Here is a 16,674-nt window from a genome sequence, read left to right on the forward strand (position 1 = left end):
AGAGACAAGGAGTTGAAACTAGATGAAAAATTTAAACTATGTAGTCCTTGATTTTGAAACAGCAAACGGCTCGCGTACAAGCCCCTGCTCCATCGGGATGGTAAAATACATCAACGGCGAGAAGCATTCCGAGTATTACCAACTAATTAATCCCGAGGAAGACTTCTACCAATCGAATATACGCATTCATGGCATATATCCCGAAGACGTCTGGGACCAGCCAACATGGGGCCAAGTTTACCCAAGCGTGATGCAATTTATCGGAGACTTACCCGTCGCAGCCCATTTTGCAACCTTTGACATCAACGTTTTCCGAGCAACAACAGAAAAATACGACATCACATTACCCACAAACCTCTACTTCTGTTCCTGCATTCTATCAAAAAAAATATTACCATTACCATCACATAAACTCAACATCGTGGCAGACTACTTCGGCCTAACATTCGAGCACCATCACGCCCTAGAAGACTCCATCGTTGCCGCCAACATCGTGCGCGAACTAGCCAACATCCAAAGAACCGACACAATCTCCGACCTAGTTGACTCTATAGGCTACCAATTCGGCCAAATCAACGGCACCAACTTCATAACAAAAAAAACAAACAAAAAACGCGCATAAAAAAGACGGTGAGAAATCTAAATTTGGATTCCTCACCGTCTTTTATTATTTGTTTTTTTGAACTCGACGAAACCACCAAACCTCAGCGGGTCGACAAATGCTCAGTTTCTAGGCAAAAGCGAGCACCGAAGCAGAGCGTATATGTATACGTGAGCATCGGAGCACAGCTTTTAACGACGAAAATGAGCGTTTGTCGACCCGCTGAGAGATCAGTAGCGGTCGTTGAGGCCTATCCCGTCAATAATCCGATCCACATACTTATCAATCCTCGAATCCCGTGTCTTAGACTGCTTCGGCGCAGAAAAATAAAGAATATATCCACGTTGACGTCCAGGCGTTAATTTCTCAAATGCCTCTTGCAAATTAGGAATCTCCTCAAATTTATTTTGAAGCTCCACAGGAATAGCAAATTCTTCATGCTTCTTAAATTCCACTTCCACACCAGATTTTTCAACCTCGATTGCTTCGTCGATATAAGCCTTAATAAACGGCTCCATTCCCACAATCTCTTCCAAATTAGTAAATCTGATTTGACGAGAGGACTGCACATTCTCCGTTTGCTGCACTAAAATACCTTTCGGGTCCTTCAATAAAGCACCTTTCATGAAAAGAATCGCGCAATATTCCTTAAATCCATGTATCAAAAATACGTTATTCCCCTCAAAGGCATAGCAAGGTTTCCCCCATTTAAATTCTTCGGTGAGGCCTGATGCCCGTGCCATTTTGGTTAATGCTATAAATTCTTCTTGCCATGTTCTTGGCTTACTTAAATATTCATCTACCTTAGGATTAATTTTACTCTCTGTCATGCATGAACACCTCACATCAAATTTCGCTATTACAATACGTCTTGCATAACATCATTTTAACTCAATTTAATAATGCTGGCAATATTGATCTGCAAGCTTTATTTTAACAATTTAAATCCTACTAAAAAAACCTCCAGATCTGATCTCTGAAGGTTTCTGCTATTCTATCCTACTTTTGCGAGACACTCTGGACATTTACCGTATACTTCGAACTTATGTCCTTCTACTTGATAGCCCGGTAATGCTTCTTCTAGAAAATCCATCGGACACATCCTGATTTCACGCGTTTTCCCACATTCCATACAAATAAAATGATGGTGATGCTCTTCGTGCGCGCATGACAAACGGAAATGTTTTTCACTCGATAACTCGGTTTCTTCAAATAAATCCAACTCGACAAACAGAGATAAATTCCGGTAAATCGTATCAAAACTAATTCCCGGAAAATCCTCTTTCATCGATTCTAAAACTTCTTTTGCAGTCATGTAACGATTTTTTCGCGCAAATAAATTAATCAGGAATTCGCGTTTATCCGTATGTTTATATCCTTTTCGCTTCATTAATTGCAATGCTTCATTGGCTGTTAGAGACATTCGAATCACTCCTCCCGGCAATCGCTATTTTTTGCTTGATTTTTTGAACTGAAATTGTAGCTACTAAAATAATAACGGAAATGATAACAATCGAACCACCTGGCGCTAGATCGAGGTAAAAGGCACTGACTAAGCCACCAATAACGGATATCTCACCGAACAGAATCGAGTAGGCGATCGTTTGTTTGAATCCTTTTGCAATACGGATCGCCGCGGCCACTGGTAACGTCATAAGTGAAGATACAAGCAGAATTCCAACGATACGCATACTTGACGCGATAACAAGGGCAACGAGTAACATGAAAATCACGTCGACCACTTTTGCGGGGATTCCTGAAGCATTCGCGTATTCCTCATCAAACGATAGCAAAAATAGCTCTTTGTACAAGAAAAATACGGTAACTAAAACCACAAACGCCGTCGCTAAAATCGTCCACATATCCGACCGACTCACGGCGCTGACGCTTCCAAATAAATAACTGAATAAATCCGTATTAAATCCGTTGGCGAGCGAAATAAAAATAACACTGAAACCCATTCCCGCTGACATAATGATTGGTATCGCGAGCTCTTGAAACTGTTTATACACATTGCGCAGTTTCTCCATCAACAGTGAACCACCAACGGCAAAGCCAAAGCCCAGATACAGTGGGTTCAAAGCAACAAGCGGCAAATACATTTTGCTCAAGTACAGGCTCACCGCAATCCCCGCCAAACTAACGTGACTGAGCGCATCCGCCATCAAAGACAGCCTTCTAACCACGATAAAACTTCCCAAAAGTGGCGCTACGATACCTATCACAATTCCAACGATAAACGTATTTCTAATAAAATCATATTCAAACAGGTTCGCAATCACAATGTGCCACCCCCATTCGACGTTTCTCAAGCGCTTCAAGTTCGCGCTCTTCCAGGTACAATTGATAATCTATCGTCGACCCGTCAAACAAAACCTTCGTGTTCAGGCTAACAATATGATCCACGTACGAATTAACCGCTAAAAGATCATGCGTCACAAGCAACATCGTAATATCCTCATTCGCATTCAACTCTTTCAATAGCTCGTAAAAAGACGTTACGTTTTGCGCATCAATCCCCACAGTTGGCTCATCTAAAATAAGAACTTCCGGCTTACTTACCAAGGCCCGCGCAATAAACACACGCTGTTGCTGACCACCAGAAAGTTCTCCGATATTACGCCCTGCAAAGCGTCTCATATCAACAATATCAAGCGCTTCGTACACCGCTTCGAAATCATGGCGATTCAAGCGTCGGAACAGGCCTTTCTTCTTCACAAGACCACTAGAAACGACCTCTTTCACCGTTGCTGGAAACGCACCGTTAAAGGCATTTGATTTTTGGGAGACGAAGCCGACTTTCGACCAATCTTTAAACTGCGCTTGTGGCTCGCCAAAAACCATTATTTCACCATGTTGTATTTTTAAAAGCCCTAAAATAAGTTTAATTAATGTTGATTTTCCTGATCCATTTGGCCCGATGATTCCTGTGAAACTGCCTTTTTTGATCGATAAGTTGATATCTTGGAGCACTTCTTCTCTATCATAATGGTAGGAAATGTTCGCTACCTTTATTATCTCATCCATACCTCGAAAAAACTCCTTTTTCTACTCTAAAATCTCTACTTGATCTAGTATACCTAAAAAAAGCCGCGCTGTAAATCGTAATGACTCTTATTTAATATTTTATTCGCTTATCAGATGATTAATGAACAGTATTTAGGGAAATGATAACTAGGGAGGTGTATAAAAATGAGATTATTATGGATGTATTTGTGTTTTATTGTGATGATCGGGGTAAACGCGCTGGCCAATATCTTACCGCTAAACGGTGTTACAACTGGAGAAATATCGAATCGGCTTGATGTCCTTTTTACCCCCGCTGGCTATGTATTTATTATTTGGGGTGTTATTTATGTCAGTTTATTCATTTGGCTAATTGCGCTAACTTTTCATCGGGAAAAAGTAACTGGGGCGCTCGCATTCTTTTTCTGTATCACTTCTTTGCTGAACGGATTATGGATCATTTGCTGGCATTATGGTTACTTTCTAACTTCGGTTGGCGTCATGTTATTACTCCTGATTGGGCTAATAACGCTTTACAAGGCGCAACAAATCATTACGCCATCGCTTCTTTGGAGGGCGCCGCTCAGCTTATATTTAGGTTGGATTTCTGTCGCTACGATTGCGAATATTTGTTATTACACCACTTGGAAAGAATTCACGTCATTCTTAGGACTAAAAGAAGTCGCTTGGTCGATTATCTTACTTATTGTCGCGACACTGATCGCTTATTTATTCCGGATCCGAGAGAATGACTGGATTGCCCCGCTCGTGTTCGTTTGGGCGTTTGTCGGTATTTATATTCGCGTAGGAGATATGAGTGCTCTCGTGGCATATACAGCCCTTATTCTAGCTGTTTTACTGTTTCTGGCAAATTTCATTCCCGTTCGCCAAAAAAGGAGTCGGGTTCAGTAAGGATTTAAAAGACGTTTCCAGCTATGGAAACGTCTTTTTGGTAGGCAACTATAGATTTTTTCGCATTTGGATTTGATTGGCGATCGTCTCAAATCCTTGTGTTAGAAGTTCAGGAATATACTTGGCTTTCGCATCTTGATTCACAAGTGTAAACGGAATTGCGCCATATAGATCGTAAAATGTCTGTAGCACACCTAAAATATGCTGTGGCTTTTCTATCTGTACTTGTAATAACGATAAACTATATCCTTGGTCGTCCTTCGCTAGATTATACGCAATAAAACCAACTTTTTTTTCATCGTACCATACGGCCGCTACATTGGTATGCGATGTAATTCTATTTTGCCACGGTGTGAGTGCGTCTTCCGAATCTATGTATTTCGCATGATCAAATACCTCTTTTAAAACATAGCCAACCTTACGATAATCTTTCAAGCTCCCCTTGAGAAAAACCAGATCATTAACCGCTCCATAGCCTAATTTCAGATAGAGATCGCGCGCTGGTGTATTTTCCGAGATAACCTCTAACCATGCTTGCTCAATGCCATTCGCTTTATCATTTTCAAGTAATGCATTCATCAGTTTGCGTGACAACCCCTGCTTTCTAAACTTGGGAACAACCGCAATTCCACCGATCCAAGACACATGCTTTCCACCCAATATTCGATTGCCAGTTAAAGCAATTCCCCCAAGTTCCTCGCCAACCTTTACAACCAGCGAAGCATGCGATGATAACTGTAATTTCTCCATTCTTGCCACGAAATTCGCCTCATCCATGCCAGCTGGTACTAAATAATCACTAAAAGCTTCATTCCATACCGCCACTTGCTGTGTTAACTCTATTTGTTCCAATCGTAAAATTTCCATTCCAAAAGCCCCTCCTATAAAAAAGAAACAGCTCACATCAAGGCAGCTGCTTCTTAAAATTCCATTAGTTAGAAAAGATCTCCGTCAAAATTGGCACGACTTGTTTTTTTCGAGATACAACACCAGCAAGCGGTGCCACATTCGCGGCAAAAACAACGCCATAAGCAGCTTCAACTTTATCCGTTTTGCTACCAAGTGCTATCGCTACCGAATCATTCGTCAAAATGTTAGTGATAACGAACAAGTACAAATCAAGACCTTTATCAGCGATTCGTTTGCTCATTTCCGCTTCTACTTCCACTTTACGTACTAAAACGTCCTGTTCATCGACAACATTGATTTGCGCGATTTCTACTTTCGAACCGCCCATTTCAAATTCTTTCGCATCAAGTAACAAATCTGGTACTGTTTTAGTAGAAACGTCTGCACCAGCTTTTAACATCTCCATGCCGTATGTAGCTGTTTCGATACCCGCGATTACTGCTAATTTTTCTGCGATTTCTTTGTCTTCAGGCGTGCAGGTTGGCGATTGGTATAATAACGTATCGGAAATAATAGCCGAAAGCATCAAACCTGCCGTTGTTTTCGAAATTTCGATACCTTTTTCGTGGAACATTTTGAAAAGGATCGTCGCTGTACAACCAACTGGCTCCGCGCGGTAATACAAAGGATCTGCCGTTTCAAAATTAGCGATACGATGATGATCGATGACTTCTACAACGGTAACATCATCAATATCAGCTGCGCTTTGTTGTTTTTCATTGTGATCTACTAAGCTAACCGTTTTTACTTCGTTCGCAACGGTCTCGACAAAACGTGGTGCTTCTACTTTAAAATAATCAAGCACGAATGCCGTCTCGCTATTGATTTCGCCAAGACGAACCGCTTCCATATCTTGCCCTTGCGCTTTCTTTAATTCTGCATAAGCAATCGCAGAACAAATCGTATCTGTATCTGGGTTTTGATGTCCAAAAACGAGTGATTTTGTCATGTTTTTATCTCCTTTATTAGCGCCTTATTCAGCTGCCATGATTTTCGTTAAAAGATCTGGATCAAATGTTTGACTACGAAGCATCGCAATTTCATGTTTATACGGCGCCTTCTTATTCTTCTTGTCTTCACCAACGTAAGGCGTTTCAAGAATCTTAGAAATGTCATCCAGTTGCGGATGATGCACGATATAATTTAACGCGTCAAAGCCAATATGGCCGAAACCAATATTCGCGTGACGATCTTTATGCGCACCTCGTTCATTCTTGCTATCATTAATATGCAACACTTTCAGGCGATCTAAACCGATAATTCTATCAAATTCATTTAGAACACCATCAAAATCGTTCACAATATCATATCCAGCATCATGCACGTGACATGTATCAAACGTGACCGACAACAGCTCATTATGCGTAACACCATCCATGATCGCTGCGATTTCTTCAAACGTACGCCCAATCTCCGTACCTTTTCCAGCCATCGTTTCGAGCGCAACTTGAACGTTTTGCCCAGGTTTCAAAGATTCATTTAAGCCCTTAATGATTTGCTTCGTGCCGATTTCTGCGCCTTCGCCAACATGCGCTCCGGGGTGAAGCACGATCTGTTTCGCGCCAAGTGCCGCAGTACGTTCTATTTCGGACTGCAAAAAGGTCACACCGATTTCAAATGTTTCTGGTTTTACGGCGTTTCCGATATTAATAATGTAAGGCGCATGCACCACGATATCCGTGATGTCATGCTCTTTCATATGCGCGAGTCCTGCTTCAATGTTTAAGTCTTCGATCGGTTTACGACGCGTATTTTGGGGCGCACCTGTGTATATCATAAACGTATTCGATCCATAAGACGCTGCTTCCTGACTTGCAGCAAGCATCATGCCTTTACCGCTCATCGAAACATGTGAGCCTAATTTCAACATGCTAGTTACCTCCCGCGTTTGTTCATTTTTCTTTCGCGACGTTTAATCTCGTTCATTTTATAATTCAATTTCTTTTTGTAGTTTGGTTTGCCTTTTTCTTTGGCTTTTTTACGCATACCAATTTCGCGTGGATCCGCTGCTTCGCGCTTCGCTTCACGTTTTTGACGACGATTACGGTCATCCGCATCAACAAATTCGCCATTTTTAAGATCAACGTGTTTGAATTCGATATTCATTTTTTCCAATTGATTTAGTGCATCCTCATCAGATGGCTCATAAATCGTCAGTGCAACACCAGAATGTCCTGCGCGCCCTGTACGACCCGTTCTATGAATGTAAAAATCAAGATCGCTTGGCAATTCGTAGTTAATAATATGGCTGATTCCTTGAATATCAATACCACGCGCAGCTAAGTCAGTCGCTACAACATATTGATACTCCAAGCTTTCTAGCTGTTTCATTGTACGTTTCCGCTCACGTGCCTCAACGCCACCATGAATTTTAGCTACTTTCAAACCGCGTTCGGTCAAGCCTTTTGCCACTTCATCCGCCATAGCTTTCGTGTTTGTGAAAACAACTGCCAAATAAGGTTGGTAAGCAACGAGCGCGTTTTTCAGAATATCCATCTTATCCTTACTACGACGGGCGATCAACTGATGTTTCACGTCTGTATTCGCAAGAGCTTGAGGCTGAATATGTTCATAACGTGGATTTTCCATGTATTTCTTCAAGAAAGGTTTTAATTTTTGCGGGATTGTCGCTGAGAAAACAAGCATTTGCAAGCTTTCAGGCATTTTGCTCGCAATTTGATCGACATCCATCAAGAATCCCATATCAAGCGTCATATCTGCTTCATCGATAACAAAGACCTGCGTTGTGTGAACGAGTAGCGCTGTTTCACGAATTAAATCATTAATTCGACCAGGCGTACCAACAACAATATGTGGCTGTTGCTTCTTCAAACGATCGATCGTTCTTTGTTTATCCGTACCACCAATAACGAGCAGCGAACGAATTTCGTCATCGCTGTATTTGATGAGTTTTTTGATTTCATTATGAATTTGCGTCGCTAGTTCACGGCTTGGTGCTGTAATAACTGCCTGCACACTATCTTTATCCGCTCTAATTTTGTTGATGATTGGCAGTAAGAAAGTATGCGTCTTCCCAGTTCCCGTTTGGGATTGTCCCACAACGCTTTCGCCTTTCATAATCGCCGGTATTAATTTCTGTTGTACTTCTGTTGGTTCATAAAAACCTAATTTATCAATAGCAAGCTGAATAAAAGGTTGAAAATGAAATTGATCAAACCTTGTTTTTTTGTTCATTTTTCCACTCCGTTCTGTTCCTAAACGTTATTATACCATAGTTTATAGGTCAGGTCAGCAAGAAAAGTCACGTCTTTTTCATATTTACATAATTCCGCCAGTTGAAACCTCATCAAAACTGGCTTATAATAGAAAAGTAGTCCGCATTTTTATTGGTATCACGCGACTCTTGCTACACCTTGAGAAATATAGGAGGTTTAACATTGGAAATTATTAAGATTGCCCCTCGTGGTTATTGTTACGGTGTGGTCGATGCGATGGTGATTGCTCGAAACGCTTCACTTGATCCGAATCTCCCACGCCCAATTCATATACTCGGCATGATCGTTCATAATCAGCATGTCACAGAAGCTTTTGAAGATGTTGGGATTGTTACTCTTGACGGTCCAAATAGAGAAGCCATTTTAGACCAAATCGAAAGCGGTACGGTCATTTTCACAGCACACGGTGTTTCGCCAGCCGTGAAAGAACGCGCGAAAGCAAAAGGCCTTACAACCCTTGATGCCACGTGCCCAGATGTGACACGCACCTATGATTTAATTTTAGAAAAGAAGCATGAAGGTTTTCATGTCATTTATATCGGTAAAAAAGGCCATCCAGAACCTGAGGGTGCCGTTGGTGTCGCGCCAGATATCGTACATCTCGTTGAAAATATGGCAGATGTCGATGCCTTGTCGCTCACTGGTGAGAAAATTTTCGTGACCAACCAAACGACGATGAGTCAATGGGACGTCATGGATTTGATGGACTATATTCAGTCGGTTTATCCGCAATCGGAGCAGCATCAGGAAATTTGTATGGCCACTCAAGTTCGTCAAGAAGCCGTTGCGAAACAAGCAGTTGGCGCTGATGTGACAATCGTTGTTGGTGATCCAAGAAGTAATAACAGCAATCGCCTCGCGCAAGTTTCTGAAGAAAAAGCAGGCGTTCCAGCGCACCGGATTTCAAATGTGGAAGAGCTTAATCTGGACTGGATTAAAGATGCTAAGAAAGTAGCGGTAACTGCTGGAGCAAGTACGCCAACACAGATTATCCGCGAAGTTTTAGTTTTCTTGGATGAATATGACCCAGAAGATCCATCTACATGGGAGCGTGTCCACGATGTTGATCCAGTCAGCATTTTACCACGTGCTCGCAAGAAAAATATCGAAAAACAACGTGCCGCTCGCTTGGAACACTTGAAAAACGGCGGTAAATAAAATAAAGGCTAGAGTTAACTTCCGATTTTGACGCGGAATACTAACTCTAGTCTTTTTTATAGGAAAAGTAAGATGAGACAAACTAAATTCGCCGCTACCGTAACAAATGGCCCAAATGTCTTGAGCCTATTTTTGATTTTAACACCAATAAGACCATCAAAAAATGGCACAAGAATCATGGCTATGGCTATCATATACAAATAAGCCACCGTATGATAAAAGAATGGGATAACTGCGCCAATCCAAAGAGCAAAACTGCGCGAAATGGCATACATTGCATTCGTCAACGATTCTGTTGTCGCTTGTTTGTACGCCACTAACGAAAACCCAAAACTCACCGACGCACTAATAAACGTCATGACAGCGCAAATATAATAAATCATCATTTTGGCGTTCACCAGCCTCTTTTAATAGAATTTAAATGGATTTGTATTCTGCTCTGAGACTATTAACTCTACTTCATATGTGTTCATCAGACTCATCGTTTCGAATTGATAGAGCAAACTTGACTTCATGACTTTTTCAATGTAATGTCCAGCATCAATCGTTGGCAAATCGATCGCAAGTAAATCATGCCCCGTGTGATAGTAAATATCTCCAGTAATATACACATCTGCTCCAGCACTCTTCACATCATGAATAAATTTGTTCCCGTCACCGCCAATAATGCCAACTTTGCGGACTATTTTGGTCGTGTCACCGATAACTCGCACATTTCCAATCGAAAGCTTCTCTTTTACAAAGCCAATAAAACTCTCCATCTCCATTGCTTTTGGCAAAGTTCCAATTCTTCCAAGCCCCATTTGCGACTTCACATTTTCGATAGGATAAATATCGATCACAGGAACCTCATACGGATGCGCTAATTTCACTGCTTTCATAATCTGATCCATTTTTGAGCGTGGAAAAATAGCTTCGATCTTCACTTCTTCGACTTCCTCTAATTTCCCTGCTTCACCAATGGCAGGTGTGGCATTATCCCCAGGTAAAAAACGTCCCTTGCCCGCTATTGAGAAAGTACATTCCGTATATAAATTAGAAACTTTTCCGGCCCCATTGTTAACAAGCGCCAAACGAATGGATTCCTCCGCAAAATCTGGCGTATAAACCGCCATTTTACAGTAACTTTCGAAATATGTAGGCACAATTACTTTTGTATCTGTGAGTTCCAGTAATTCACTCAGAGTATCATTTACACCACCATCTGCAATATCTAAATTCGTATGTGCAGCGTAAACAATGATATCGTGCTTAATCAATTTCTTCACGATTCTCCCTTGTGGCGTTGCAAAATCAATATTTTTGAGTGGTCTAAAAAGTAGCGGATGATGGGCAATGATCATGTCTACACCCTTTTCAATCGCTTCGTCCACCACATTCTCAAGTACGTCTAAGGTAAACATGATTTTTCGTACTTTCCGAGCAAGATCGCCAATTTGCAAACCAATCGGGTCGCCTTCCATTGCATATTTCTTCGGTGCTATTCCCTCTAGAACTGCCACGTATTCATAGCCATTTGCAACTTTCATTTTAACACATCCTTGATAATTTTTATTTTGGCGGTTAATTCTGCAAGTTTTTCTTCATTTTTTGCCCTTGTAGCATCAATTTTAGCCTGAATTTGCGTCCAATTTGCCAGCTCATTCTGCCATTTCTCTTGAAAAACAATGGATCTCTCTTGCATCAAAAAAGGACCTAACAAACGCTCGCCATTTGAATAACGCACCACTTTTTCACTCGGCTCCAAAACTAGAATTTCATAAATCTTGCTATCTTCCTTTATAATTGACTCGGCAACTAGACCCCATTGGTTCTTCTCGCCCCATTCACGTAGCTGATGTGCCCCAATGTTTGGCTGTAAAATTAGGCGTTTAACACCCATTAATTTCTCAGGATCAGCCTCTAAAATAGATCGAATTAAGGCACCACCCATCCCAGCAATCACGACGGTATCAACCCGATCTTCGCTATCAATAACAGCAAGCCCATCCCCTTTACGAACAGAAATTCTCTCAGACAGATCCAAACTTCTCACTTGTTTTGTAGCTGATTGAAATGGACCTTCCACAACTTCTCCTGCAATCGCAAACTCAACCTGACCTTTTTGCACGGCATAACACGGCAAATAAGCATGATCGCTACCAATATCAGCGATACGTGCGCCTTGCTGTACATAAGATACTACTTTTTCTAAACGTTCTGATAGTTGTTGTTCGTTCACCCGTAAAACCTTCCTTTTGAAAAAAGAGAGCGCGATTATTACGCACTCTCCTCTGAAATTTTTATTCTAAGAAATCTTTTAATTGTTTACTACGACTTGGATGTCTTAATTTGCGCAGTGCTTTTGCTTCGATTTGACGGATACGCTCGCGGGTTACGCCGAATACACGGCCAACTTCCTCAAGAGTGCGCGTACGGCCATCATCTAGCCCAAAGCGCAAACGGAGCACATTTTCTTCGCGGTCTGTCAGCGTATCAAGAACGTCTTCTAACTGCTCTTTTAAAAGTTCATAGGCAGCGTGATCTGACGGTGATGTCGCTTCTTGATCCTCGATGAAATCACCTAGGTGCGAGTCATCCTCTTCCCCAATTGGCGTTTCAAGCGAAACTGGTTCTTGTGCAATTTTTAAAATTTCACGTACCTTTTCTGTTGGCAGATCCATTTCTTCACCAATCTCTTCTGGAGTTGGATCTCGTCCTAAATCTTGTAACAGTGAGCGCTGCACGCGAATTAATTTGTTAATCGTTTCAACCATATGCACAGGGATACGGATCGTACGCGCTTGGTCAGCAATAGCACGGGTAATCGCTTGACGAATCCACCACGTTGCATACGTACTAAACTTGAAACCTTTATTGAAATCGAATTTCTCAACGGCTTTCATAAGACCCATATTACCTTCTTGAATTAAATCAAGGAATAACATACCACGACCAACATAGCGTTTGGCAATACTTACAACAAGACGTAAATTTGCTTCTGCTAGGCGCCCTTTTGCTTCGACATCCCCTTGCTCGATACGTTTTGCAAGTGCAATTTCTTCATCAGCAGACAGTAGATTTACACGACCGATTTCCTTCAAATACATCCGAACTGGATCATTGATTTTAACGCCTGGTGGTACACTTAGGTCATTTAAATCGATTTCGGCTGTTTCTTCTTTGATTAACTCAGCTTCATTTGGATCATCTTCATCCTCATCATCCGATACCTCAATTGTTAATACTGTGAGCAACTCCAAAAATTCATCCATTTGGTCACTATCTAAAGTAAACGGAGCAAGTTTGGCAGCGATTTCGGCGTACGTTAGTGACCCTTTCTTCTTACCTTCTTCAATTAACAGCTCTTTCGCTTTATCTAAATTCAAATCTTCTGGTTTTGATTGTTGTGCTTTTTTAGCCATAGTCTGCCATGTCCTCCTTCCAAAAATAACCGTCACCCTAAGTATTTACCTCTTTGTTTAGGATCTAAACCATGTGTCCATAGACAATCGTGGCATACCAAAATCAGGCATACAGATATTTTTGCTGTTTTTAAACTTTTTGTATCGTGTGCTGTGATAATTGCTATTTTTTCAAGTCAGCTCGCATAGCAGTGATCGTCCTGGCAAGTTCAAATGCCAGCGTCATCTCCCCCTGCTGTGATGCGATCTGTAGTTGTTGCTCTTTTTCTTTAATATCTCGTTCTATGCTCGCTTTTCTCAAGCTGGCAACATAATCTTGATATTCTTCTGTTGAAACCTCTGTGTTTAAAACCATCATTTCAAGCTCGCTCACGAGATTTCGCGTCATATCATCGGGAAGCTGATCCATTAACACAAGCGGATTCGCATCATTCCCAGTCGCATAAAATCCAATTAAATAGGTATAAAGAGCTTTATAGTTATCGTGATAAAAATCGATTTCTTGCTCTTGCATCATATTTCGAATCTGGATAAATGCATCGCGATCTTCCAACATATACTTTAGTAAACGCTTCTCTGATGTCAATCCTGCTGATGGCGTCTGCGTTGGTTGTTGGAAACTAAATTCTTCGTAAGCTGGTCCACCGCCACCATCATAAACTGGATATTCCCCATAATCCTCGGGTGGTGGTCCTCCATAATCGCGTGGTTTCGGTTTCGCCGATACTAACGACTGCTGCAACTGTTGCTTCAAAGCTTCCATCGAAAGTTCAAACTCAGAACCCAACTGTTTCAAATAAAGTTCGCGCTCTACAGCTTGATCAAGCTTGCCTATTTCAGCAAGTGCCTCTCCAAGATACGCGATTTTATCCGTTTCATTTTGGAGATTACGGTTTCGTCTCAAAAACTGTAATTTAAAAGCCGTCCATGTTAATCGTTGATGCATGTATACTTCGGTAAATTTCTCGACACCTTCCGAACGGATAAAATCATCTGGGTCCTTACCATTTGGCAGTTGCAATACAAATACTTCTAACTTGTGTTGCTCTGCCAATAAAGTTCCCGCTTTAAAACTCGCCTCAATACCCGCACGATCACCATCGTAACAAATAATCGCTCGGTTTGTAACGCGCCGAATCATCTGCACATGTTCTTCGGTGAGTGATGTACCCATAGAAGCGACGGCATTGTTAAATTCGGCTGAAACACTTGAAATAACGTCCATATAACCTTCCAGCAACAAGATTTCTTCTTTCTTACGAATTTCTTGTCGTGCATCTGAAAAATGATATAGGATTTGGCGCTTATTAAAAATCGGCGTTTCAGGGCTGTTCAAATACTTTGGCCCATCCTCTTGGTTGAAAAGCCGACCAGAAAAACCTACTAATTGACCGCGATCATTCTTAATTGGAAACATAATTCGATTGCGGAACCGATCTACTATATTACCATCATCACGCTCTGTAAGCAAGCCCGATTCCACGGCCAACGACAAATCAACCTCTCGTTTCTTTAAAAAAGTCGTAACAGTCGATGCATGAGCTGGTGCAAAACCAATTTCAAAATGATCTAGTTCTTGTTCAGACATTCCACGCTCGAGCAAATATTGCAATGCCTCTTGCCCTTCCTCGGTCTCCATTAACAAATAGTGATATAGCTTACTTGTTAACTGGTGAATTTCAATCATCTTACCTTCTTGACTATCAGGCCTACTGGCAGGCGATCCATCCCCCGAAGAAATTTCAATATCGAGTGGAATATGCGTCATATCAGCTACTTTTTTCACTGATTCAACAAAGGAAAGCCCGTCGATCTGCATTAAAAAGGAAAAAATATTGCCACCTTTACCACAACCAAAACAGTGAAAAATCTGCTTCTCTGGTGATACTGTAAAAGATGGTGTTTTCTCGCCATGAAAAGGACAAAGCCCCGAGTAATTACGCCCTTGCTTCTTCAATTGCACATAATTACCGACTACATCCACAATGTCCGCTTGAGAACGTATTTCATCAATCTTTTCTTCTGGAATCCGTTGCATCTATTTATAACCTCGCTTTAATAAACGTATCCAGCTTCTCTAAAAAATTATCATTATCTTGAGAAGTCATCGCTCTTGGACCTTTACTATACTTACCTTGCCGGCGCTCTTTCGCATGAAGATAACGCATGTCAAGCATCATCGCGATCTCGGCCTCACGATATTCTTCTCCTCGGTTAGAGAAGGTCGCTACTTTCTTGGCGATAAGTATACTTGCAAGACCAATATCTTGTGTTACCACGATATCTCCACTTTTAACCAAGTTAAGTATTCTCATATCCGCAGACTCTTTATCCGTATCGACAAAAATCCATGTCTCACCTTCTGGTAAATTCACCGAAAAATGATTGTATGAGGCCACAAATGTTAAAGGAATCGCATATCGCTTCGCAAGTTGACGCACCTCATCCTTCACAGGACAAGCATCTGCATCGATAACAATTTGAGTCATGTCGCTACTGAGCCTCCTTCAAAAGCAGGTGTGCACAAAAATATATTATAGCGGTACCTATTTTTTAACCGCTATAATATATATATTCGCCACAAAATTCGTTTTTCCTTCTATAATTCTAAATTTTCATCAACAATTTCACCAATATGCATTAAAATATCGTTTGCTGTCTCTTCAATCGCCTTATTCGTTACATCTAACACATAACATCCAAGTTTATCTGTCAGTTTGGTAAAAATCTCAAGCTCGGCGTCAATCCGATCATGACTCGCATAATTCCCAACGCCGCTAAGTCCAATCGAAGCTAAGCGTTTTTCACGAATTTGATTTAATTTTTCCTTGCTGATTTTGAGACCGATAATTTTATTTGGATCGATTTCAAACAGTTCTTCTGGAACTTGCGCTTCTGGAACGATCGGTACATTCGCGACTTTTAAGCCTTTTAGTGCCAGGTATTGCGAAAGTGGCGTCTTTGATGTACGCGAAATGCCGATCAGAACGTAGTCTGCTTGTAACAAGCCGCGCGGATTACGTCCATCATCGTTCTCCACCGCAAACTCAATCGCAGCGACTTTACGGAAATATGCCTCATCAAGTGAACGCACCATTCCAGGTTCTGAAAGTGGCTTGATCTGATACGTTTCTTCCAGTTGAGCTAGAAGTGGCCCGAAAATATCAATAATCGGTACGCCGAAACTTTTCGCAGTTTTATTTAACTCATTGCGCACTTCCTCCACCACGATTGTATGCACGATAATTCCATTGTTTACAGCTACTAAATCCACAATTTCCTCAATCATATCCGGTGTATCGACGTGATGGAACCGGTGAATGAATTGCGGGCTCTTACCAAATTGCATCAAAGCCGCTCGCGTTACTAACTCTGCCGTTTCTCCCGTTGAATCCGAAACAACATATACTGCTGGTTGTGTCATAGTAATTAGCTCCTTTAATTAAAA

18 protein-coding genes are annotated in these 16,674 nt (G+C 41.4%); 3 read left to right on the forward strand and 15 right to left on the reverse strand.

All coding sequences use genetic code 11. The features are described from left to right. The first annotated feature begins 22 nt into the window (after window positions 1-22). Window positions 23-622: a 3'-5' exonuclease gene (locus UE46_RS08995; RefSeq protein WP_036061905.1), complete on the forward strand. Its 600-nt coding sequence runs from the start codon at window positions 23-25 to the stop codon at window positions 620-622. Between the two features lie 209 nt (window positions 623-831). On the opposite strand, the gene UE46_RS09000 is transcribed toward UE46_RS08995, so the two are convergent. From UE46_RS09000 to UE46_RS09015, 4 genes are all read right to left on the reverse strand, one after another. Beyond that, a complete protein-coding gene (locus UE46_RS09000; protein WP_036061902.1) occupies window positions 832-1,431 on the reverse strand; it encodes a YdeI/OmpD-associated family protein in 600 nt (199 codons plus the stop codon). A gap of 164 nt (window positions 1,432-1,595) precedes the next feature. Next, window positions 1,596-2,024, reverse strand: coding sequence for a Fur family transcriptional regulator (locus UE46_RS09005; RefSeq protein ID WP_036061899.1), 429 nt, complete (start codon window positions 2,022-2,024; stop codon window positions 1,596-1,598). After that, complete coding sequence (locus tag UE46_RS09010; RefSeq protein WP_036061896.1) at window positions 2,005-2,883, reverse strand: metal ABC transporter permease; 879 nt, start codon at window positions 2,881-2,883, stop codon at window positions 2,005-2,007. Before UE46_RS09010 ends, UE46_RS09005 begins: the two co-directional genes overlap by 20 nt. Further along, window positions 2,864-3,628, reverse strand: a complete 765-nt coding sequence (locus UE46_RS09015) for a metal ABC transporter ATP-binding protein (protein WP_036061894.1) — start codon at window positions 3,626-3,628, stop codon at window positions 2,864-2,866. The genes UE46_RS09010 and UE46_RS09015 overlap by 20 nt, the downstream gene beginning before the upstream one ends. 165 nt (window positions 3,629-3,793) lie before the next feature. Here UE46_RS09015 and UE46_RS09020 point away from each other — a divergent pair, with 165 nt between their 5' ends. After that, a complete protein-coding gene (locus UE46_RS09020; protein WP_036061892.1) occupies window positions 3,794-4,519 on the forward strand; it encodes a tryptophan-rich sensory protein in 726 nt (241 codons plus the stop codon). A 48-nt stretch (window positions 4,520-4,567) separates the two neighbouring features. Here the strand turns inward: UE46_RS09020 and UE46_RS09025 are convergent, their stop codons facing one another. The 4 genes from UE46_RS09025 to UE46_RS09040 all read right to left on the reverse strand — a co-directional run bounded on the left by UE46_RS09025 (window position 4,568) and on the right by UE46_RS09040 (window position 8,623). After that, the gene (locus UE46_RS09025; protein ID WP_118907561.1) at window positions 4,568-5,386 is read right to left on the reverse strand and encodes a GNAT family N-acetyltransferase; all 819 of its coding nucleotides are present in this window, start codon (window positions 5,384-5,386) and stop codon (window positions 4,568-4,570) included. Between the two features lie 64 nt (window positions 5,387-5,450). Next, on the reverse strand, window positions 5,451-6,377 hold the full coding sequence (locus UE46_RS09030) for a manganese-dependent inorganic pyrophosphatase (protein ID WP_036061890.1): 927 nt from the start codon (window positions 6,375-6,377) through the stop codon (window positions 5,451-5,453). A 24-nt stretch (window positions 6,378-6,401) separates the two neighbouring features. Beyond that, the gene (locus tag UE46_RS09035; protein ID WP_036061888.1) at window positions 6,402-7,298 is read right to left on the reverse strand and encodes a deoxyribonuclease IV; all 897 of its coding nucleotides are present in this window, start codon (window positions 7,296-7,298) and stop codon (window positions 6,402-6,404) included. A 5-nt stretch (window positions 7,299-7,303) separates the two neighbouring features. Then, complete coding sequence (locus UE46_RS09040) at window positions 7,304-8,623, reverse strand: DEAD/DEAH box helicase (RefSeq protein ID WP_036061887.1); 1,320 nt, start codon at window positions 8,621-8,623, stop codon at window positions 7,304-7,306. A gap of 203 nt (window positions 8,624-8,826) precedes the next feature. Between UE46_RS09040 and UE46_RS09045 the strand changes: the two genes are divergently transcribed. Continuing rightward, window positions 8,827-9,822 carry a 4-hydroxy-3-methylbut-2-enyl diphosphate reductase gene (locus tag UE46_RS09045; protein ID WP_036061886.1) on the forward strand — a complete coding sequence of 332 codons (996 nt, stop codon included), beginning with the start codon at window positions 8,827-8,829 and terminating at the stop codon, window positions 9,820-9,822. A gap of 56 nt (window positions 9,823-9,878) precedes the next feature. On the opposite strand, the gene UE46_RS09050 is transcribed toward UE46_RS09045, so the two are convergent. The 7 genes from UE46_RS09050 to UE46_RS09080 form a co-directional block, all read right to left on the reverse strand. Then, complete coding sequence (locus tag UE46_RS09050; RefSeq protein WP_199897187.1) at window positions 9,879-10,208, reverse strand: hypothetical protein; 330 nt, start codon at window positions 10,206-10,208, stop codon at window positions 9,879-9,881. A gap of 21 nt (window positions 10,209-10,229) precedes the next feature. Further along, a complete protein-coding gene (locus UE46_RS09055) occupies window positions 10,230-11,351 on the reverse strand; it encodes a Nif3-like dinuclear metal center hexameric protein (protein ID WP_036061884.1) in 1,122 nt (373 codons plus the stop codon). After that, the gene (locus UE46_RS09060) at window positions 11,348-12,043 is read right to left on the reverse strand and encodes a tRNA (adenine(22)-N(1))-methyltransferase (protein WP_036061882.1); all 696 of its coding nucleotides are present in this window, start codon (window positions 12,041-12,043) and stop codon (window positions 11,348-11,350) included. Before UE46_RS09060 ends, UE46_RS09055 begins: the two co-directional genes overlap by 4 nt. Before the next feature lie 61 nt (window positions 12,044-12,104). Continuing rightward, window positions 12,105-13,226: an RNA polymerase sigma factor RpoD gene (gene rpoD, locus UE46_RS09065; RefSeq protein ID WP_036061880.1), complete on the reverse strand. Its 1,122-nt coding sequence runs from the start codon at window positions 13,224-13,226 to the stop codon at window positions 12,105-12,107. A gap of 163 nt (window positions 13,227-13,389) precedes the next feature. Further along, entirely contained in the window at window positions 13,390-15,264 is a 1,875-nt protein-coding gene (gene dnaG, locus UE46_RS09070) for a DNA primase (RefSeq protein ID WP_118907562.1), read from the reverse strand. A gap of 4 nt (window positions 15,265-15,268) precedes the next feature. Next, complete coding sequence (locus tag UE46_RS09075) at window positions 15,269-15,715, reverse strand: YaiI/YqxD family protein (RefSeq protein WP_036061878.1); 447 nt, start codon at window positions 15,713-15,715, stop codon at window positions 15,269-15,271. Between the two features lie 110 nt (window positions 15,716-15,825). Then, complete coding sequence (locus UE46_RS09080) at window positions 15,826-16,650, reverse strand: pyruvate, water dikinase regulatory protein (RefSeq protein WP_036061877.1); 825 nt, start codon at window positions 16,648-16,650, stop codon at window positions 15,826-15,828. Between the last annotated feature and the right edge of the window lie 24 nt (window positions 16,651-16,674).

This window comes from Listeria weihenstephanensis (assembly GCF_003534205.1).
GTDB classification, from domain to species: Bacteria; Bacillota; Bacilli; order Lactobacillales; family Listeriaceae; genus Listeria_A; species Listeria_A weihenstephanensis.

Bases quoted from the DNA above. Each gene is read 5' to 3' on its own strand.
- UE46_RS08995 (WP_036061905.1), top strand. From the start codon at position 23: ATGAAAAATTTAAACTATGTAGTCCTTGATTTTGAAACAGCAAACGGC.
- UE46_RS09000 (WP_036061902.1), bottom strand. From the start codon at position 1,431: ATGACAGAGAGTAAAATTAATCCTAAGGTAGATGAATATTTAAGTAAG.
- UE46_RS09005 (WP_036061899.1), bottom strand. From the start codon at position 2,024: ATGTCTCTAACAGCCAATGAAGCATTGCAATTAATGAAGCGAAAAGGA.
- UE46_RS09015 (WP_036061894.1), bottom strand. From the start codon at position 3,628: ATGGATGAGATAATAAAGGTAGCGAACATTTCCTACCATTATGATAGA.
- UE46_RS09020 (WP_036061892.1), top strand. From the start codon at position 3,794: ATGAGATTATTATGGATGTATTTGTGTTTTATTGTGATGATCGGGGTA.
- UE46_RS09025 (WP_118907561.1), bottom strand. From the start codon at position 5,386: ATGGAAATTTTACGATTGGAACAAATAGAGTTAACACAGCAAGTGGCG.
- UE46_RS09030 (WP_036061890.1), bottom strand. From the start codon at position 6,377: ATGACAAAATCACTCGTTTTTGGACATCAAAACCCAGATACAGATACG.
- UE46_RS09035 (WP_036061888.1), bottom strand. From the start codon at position 7,298: ATGTTGAAATTAGGCTCACATGTTTCGATGAGCGGTAAAGGCATGATG.
- UE46_RS09040 (WP_036061887.1), bottom strand. From the start codon at position 8,623: ATGAACAAAAAAACAAGGTTTGATCAATTTCATTTTCAACCTTTTATT.
- UE46_RS09050 (WP_199897187.1), bottom strand. From the start codon at position 10,208: ATGATGATTTATTATATTTGCGCTGTCATGACGTTTATTAGTGCGTCG.
- UE46_RS09055 (WP_036061884.1), bottom strand. From the start codon at position 11,351: ATGAAAGTTGCAAATGGCTATGAATACGTGGCAGTTCTAGAGGGAATA.
- rpoD (WP_036061880.1), bottom strand. From the start codon at position 13,226: ATGGCTAAAAAAGCACAACAATCAAAACCAGAAGATTTGAATTTAGAT.
- dnaG (WP_118907562.1), bottom strand. From the start codon at position 15,264: ATGCAACGGATTCCAGAAGAAAAGATTGATGAAATACGTTCTCAAGCG.
- UE46_RS09075 (WP_036061878.1), bottom strand. From the start codon at position 15,715: ATGACTCAAATTGTTATCGATGCAGATGCTTGTCCTGTGAAGGATGAG.
- UE46_RS09080 (WP_036061877.1), bottom strand. From the start codon at position 16,650: ATGACACAACCAGCAGTATATGTTGTTTCGGATTCAACGGGAGAAACG.